2 protein-coding genes are annotated in these 2120 nt (G+C 31.5%); both read right to left on the bottom strand.

The features are described from left to right. Nucleotides 1-675: 675 nt before the first annotated feature. A complete protein-coding gene (locus tag C9J34_RS21440; protein WP_107842186.1) occupies nucleotides 676-894 on the bottom strand; it encodes a hypothetical protein in 219 nt (72 codons plus the stop codon). A gap of 11 nt (nucleotides 895-905) precedes the next feature. Next, entirely contained in the window at nucleotides 906-1877 is a 972-nt protein-coding gene (locus C9J34_RS21445; protein ID WP_107842187.1) for a tyrosine-type recombinase/integrase, read from the bottom strand. Nucleotides 1878-2120: the final 243 nt, after the last annotated feature.

Genomic DNA, 2120 nt, shown 5'->3' on the forward strand with positions numbered 1-2120 from the left:
TGATATAATTTAATTTTATACTCCCCCTTCTTTTATCTCTCTATACTCATTATACCGTTTTTCTCTAAAAATTTACAACGAATCTTATAAATTATTTATTCAGAATATAATCCTTATACTTCTCAATCTTGTTGTAACTCATTTCACATTTATCGTTTTCGTACTGTGACAATAACGGCACACTACAACATAGATATTGCGCTAGTTCTTTGAGCTTTATATTTTTTTATCTACGCAATATATAAAAATCTAGTTTATTCATGTTCATGCTCCCCTTTTAAAAAGTTAAGTAAAAAAGAGAAGGCATCCTAACTTAGGACACCCTCTCAATGAATTAATTATGGTGCTCGCATTAATACTACAACTGCTTTAGATGACCATACAAATAACATGTCTATAACATAATACATCTACGCTATAGTTACATTTTCATTTATAATAAATTTATCCATTATAATATAACTTGTCGTATTTAACTGTTTACATAATCATATAGATGCTTTACTTAACTAGCCTATCCAAGCTTCTATTGTTATAGAAAGAGGCTTAAATAGTACATCTGCCACTATTACAATATGTCGACCATCTTTATTAAATATTTTAAACTTAGAATATTCGTTAGCTTTGTGACATGTTGCATGTTTACGGTAAATCGCTTTATTAACCATAATCCCCTCATGTGTGCGCGGCTTCATCTCGCTTATCTTCCATATCACAAAAATACTTTAACATTAAATATACATCCTCTTTCGTTAATTCAATTTCCCCCATTTTATAGGCTGGTCGTGTGTGGTAAACTGTATATTTATTAAATGTAGCTACTTTGTATTTAGCGTCATACCGCGCGTGAAGCTCATGTAAACCGTATTGTGTTGTGTTGATAACTGTTGTCATTGTAAGCCCTCCTATATATCCAGATTATTTAACGGACTATGTTTTTGATATTTACGACCTATTTCTTTATCGTTAAAATCTAAATAAGCCTTTTGTGTCACTTCAACCGATGAATGCCCCATCAATCGTGATAAAGTAGCAAAATCTCCATCGTTTAATAGATAATACTTAGCAAAATTATTCCTTAATAAATGAGGATGTACTTGTAAACCCACTTCTCTCCCTTTCCTTCTTACCGTACTTTCAAAATTAGTTACGTTTAATTGAGTTCCTCTGCTCGTTGGAAATAAATATGGGCTATCAGTATATCTGTCATGGTGTTGCACCCATCGTTTTAAATCAATAGACATCTTATGACTAAAAAATACATAGCGTTCATGTCCATATTTTGCATTTTTTATTAATATTGCTTTTGTTTTAAAGTCAATATCCTCTGGCATCAACATGCAACATTCCGTAGCTCGTAGCCCTGTATCTAAAATCAATCGTAATTGTATCCATGTCCGATACTCATGGAATTTTGTTAGGTTAAAGGAATTAAATAGTAGCTTTAATTCATCTTCTTTTAGCAGTTGTTTCTTTTTACGTTTAGGCTTAATTTTATCAACATTTTCCATTGGACTTTCCTTAATTTCACGTTCTTTTAAAAGGAAATTAAAGAACACTCTCATATTACGTGTGTAATTGGCTATTGTTGTGTCCGACATAGGCTTTTGATAATCATCTCGCCTATTTGGATAGTTAATATCCAAACTCTTATCAAAAGCTGTTACAGTGTATTTACCACGTTCACGCAAATATTGAATATACTTTCTAATATGAGCAGGCTTAACTTTTACAGCATCTTCAATATTTAATTCTTGCACTAGATAATTCCTAAATAGCGTCAGTGTTTGTTCATAGCTTTTTAGTGTTTTTTTGGATAAATGTTTTGCGTCACAATACAACATAAAATTGTCTAATTGTAAATCAAATTCGGTTATCTTATTTTCCACTTTTTTACGCACAAAAAACACACCCCTTTCATCTGGTTGTATGTAACCCGATAAACTAGAGTGTGTTGAAATTTACACATATACATTTAGTTATTTATAGCCCTCAAAGGAAGTTTATTGCTAAATAATTCTGCATTCCTTTAATTTCCACCACTTATAAACCCTTATATACCAACGCTTAACTCGCGACTATCTCAATACGAATTTTATCCGCAATCATGGCGATGAATT

Source organism: Metasolibacillus meyeri, from assembly GCF_003049505.1.
Lineage (GTDB): Bacteria > Bacillota > Bacilli > Bacillales_A > Planococcaceae > Metasolibacillus > Metasolibacillus meyeri.